The 2,655-nt window shown below is 60.1% G+C and carries 3 protein-coding genes; 2 read left to right on the top strand and 1 reads right to left on the bottom strand.

Translation table 11 applies throughout. The annotated features are described in order from the left end of the window. Together FJ471_RS34380 and FJ471_RS34375 are read left to right on the top strand one after the other, a co-directional pair. A partial coding sequence (locus FJ471_RS34380; RefSeq protein ID WP_181179954.1) for a porin occupies positions 1-216 on the top strand: 216 nt, incomplete at its 5' end. 242 nt (positions 217-458) lie between these two features. Beyond that, the gene (locus FJ471_RS34375; protein ID WP_140811371.1) at positions 459-1,535 is read left to right on the top strand and encodes a site-specific integrase; all 1,077 of its coding nucleotides are present in this window, start codon (positions 459-461) and stop codon (positions 1,533-1,535) included. Between the two features lie 86 nt (positions 1,536-1,621). Here the strand turns inward: FJ471_RS34375 and FJ471_RS34370 are convergent, their stop codons facing one another. After that, a complete protein-coding gene (locus FJ471_RS34370; RefSeq protein ID WP_140811363.1) occupies positions 1,622-2,503 on the bottom strand; it encodes an alpha/beta hydrolase in 882 nt (293 codons plus the stop codon). Between the last annotated feature and the right edge of the window lie 152 nt (positions 2,504-2,655).

Below are 2,655 nucleotides of genomic sequence, written 5' to 3'. Positions count from 1 at the left end.
AAGACCGCTTTCAACCTCCAGGTCTCGTATGACCAGAAGAAGGAATTCGGTCTCGCGGCGAACGTCGCCTACACGATCGTTCCCGGCTTCTCGGTCATCACCGAGCTCGACTGGGCCCACAACGATCACGACAACAACGGCTACAACTGGACCAACATCGCCCCTGGCAAGAAGAATGCCCTCGGCGGTTTCGTCCGCTTCCAGCGCGACTTCTAAGGGCTGGAACCCTGCAGGTGAAATCCGGCCCGGGCGCTTTCACGCCCGGGCCGTTTTTGTTTCGCGACTGCGGCAATTCAAACGAAAGGATGGGGGTGAAACGGTAAGCTGATCGGGTCTGTTGAGCGATCTTGTGGGTTCCGCAACACGCGGATGAGGTCGTCGACAAGATTCGAAAACTCTTGAAAGGACATCTCCGAGCGGTTAGGGCTGGTCTCTTAACCACAGGGGGTGTGGCTAAAATGTCGAACGAAGCGGTTCAAGAGGCCGAGGCCTCTGGTCATTTTGCGTTTTTCTCTTCTCAGAATTCGAAGTTTAACTACACGTATAACAAGCTCAGAGAAGTAAAATCGTATAGGATCGGGGAGCTTTTCGCAGCTTATCGAGATATACTCTGGGATGACGGGCGGCATAAATACAATGTCAGCTCTTTCATCGGTGAAATAGACGAGATCCTTCTGGGAGAGCGTTTCAGCACCTTTGACCAGAACACCCTGGACAATCTTATCGGCACATTGCGCCAGCGCGGCAACAGCAACGCAACCATCAATCGCAAGATGGCTGCCCTCAGCAAATTGCTGCGTAAGGCGCATAAGATGGGAGATATCCACAGCCTGCCCGAATTCCGCCGCCAGAAGGAGCGGGCGGGACGGATTCGTTTCCTCGAAAGGGACGAAGAAGCCAGGCTGTTCGCGGCGATCAAGAGCCGTAGCGAGGACGCTTATAGGCTTTCCGTCTTCCTGGTCGATACCGGCTGCCGTCTCGGCGAGGCGCTCGGCCTGATCTGGAACGACATCCAGGAACACCGGGTCTCTTTCTGGATCACCAAATCCGGCCGCAGCCGCACCATTCCGATGACCGAACGCGTCAAGGAAGTCATCAAGCTGCCGCCAAACACGGAAGGACGCCGGCCGAAAGGCCCGTTCACCAAGCTGACTCAGGCGCAGTACCGCGCGATCTGGAACGAAGCGAAGACGGAAGTCGGTCTCGGCGCCGACGAGCAGGTGGTGCCGCATATCCTGCGACACACTTGTGCTTCACGTCTCGTCCAGGGCGGTATCGACATAAGGCGCGTCCAGATGTGGCTGGGCCACCAGACATTGTCGATGACCATGCGTTACGCGCATCTGGCGACCAACGATCTCGATGGCTGCGTCGTCGTTCTCGAGAAGCCACGCGGCGACGAAGCGTCGTCCCGCTCGGCCGAAGCTTCCGTCTTCGCTTCGCCCCTCACGACGCCGACGTCTGCCCCGCCGGCTCGGAAAGCGAAAGGGCAGGAAGCGGCCAAGGCGCCCCGCAAGCGCTCGAAAGGCGAATAGACCGAGCGGATCGGCCTCGCCGGCTGTTGCAAATCTTTATTTCGATGGTAAGCCCGGGACTGAGATAGTCTCGGGCTTTACTTCATTTATTCGATCCGATCGAGGAACGCGGCGATCTTCCCGGGCAGGTCCCCGGTTTCGAGGAAGGGCGCGTGGCCCTGTCCTTCGACGGTGATCTGTTCCATGCCGGGATGCCGCTCCCGCATCGCTTGAACCGTCGCCGTGGAAAGCAGTTTCGAGTTTGCGCCGCGAATGGCAAGCAGCGGAATGGCGGCAAGCGCGTCGAACTGCGGCCACAAATCCGGCAGCGGCTTACTGAAGTCGATGCCGGCCAGCGTGTCGACCAGCGCCGGATCGAAATCCGGAACCCAGCCGGCTTCCGTCTCGCGGCAGATTGCCCGGACCATCCGCGCCCAGTCGGCGTCGGTGAGCGCCGGGAAATCGGCGCCATGCACGCGCCGCTGGGCATCCGCCGCTTCGATGAATGTCTTCGGTTTCGGCGCACGGTCGAGATAGGAGCGGATATGGGCGAGGCCCTCCACCTCGATCACCGGGCCGATGTCGTTCAGCACGATGGCTTTCAACACGGCCGGCTTCAATGCGCCGAGCACATGGATGATCAGCCCGCCGCGCGACGTGCCGATGAAGGCGGCCTGTTCGATACCCAGCGCAGACAGCCCTGCAAGCACGTCACCGGCTTCGACCCCGACATTATAATGGCCGATATCGGGATCGCGGTCGGATTGCCCGCGACCGCGGTAGTCGAAGGCGACGACTTTCCGCGGCCTTTCCGCCTTGCTCGAGAGGTGGAGCGCCAGTTCGTGAAAGTCACGGGCGTTGCGGGTCAGGCCGGGCAGGCAGACGACCGGCCAGCCTTCGTTATTTGCTTCGTCATAGATACGGGCATGGAGTTTCAGTCCGTCAGGCGCGGGGTAGAAGAAGTCGGAGAAACCTACGTCGTTCGCCATCGCAATGTCGTTCCTCGCTGAGGTGACCGACAGCTACAGGCGAGGGCAGGGATCGTCAAATGAGCAAGCTTTTCTCCTTCTCCCCTTGTGGGGTCCGAAGGACGGGGCGAGACCCGTGGCTCGCCCCTGGGTGGTGGATCGGCGCGATAGCG

The sequence above is a fragment of the Mesorhizobium sp. B2-7-1 genome, assembly GCF_006440735.1.
In the GTDB taxonomy this organism is placed as follows: domain Bacteria; phylum Pseudomonadota; class Alphaproteobacteria; order Rhizobiales; family Rhizobiaceae; genus Mesorhizobium.
The sequence above is the reverse complement of the archived record's forward strand: the minus strand, read 5'-3'. Positions and strand labels throughout refer to the sequence as shown.

Bases quoted from the DNA above. Each gene is read 5' to 3' on its own strand.
- FJ471_RS34375 (WP_140811371.1), top strand. From the start codon at position 459: ATGTCGAACGAAGCGGTTCAAGAGGCCGAGGCCTCTGGTCATTTTGCG.
- FJ471_RS34370 (WP_140811363.1), bottom strand. From the start codon at position 2,503: ATGGCGAACGACGTAGGTTTCTCCGACTTCTTCTACCCCGCGCCTGAC.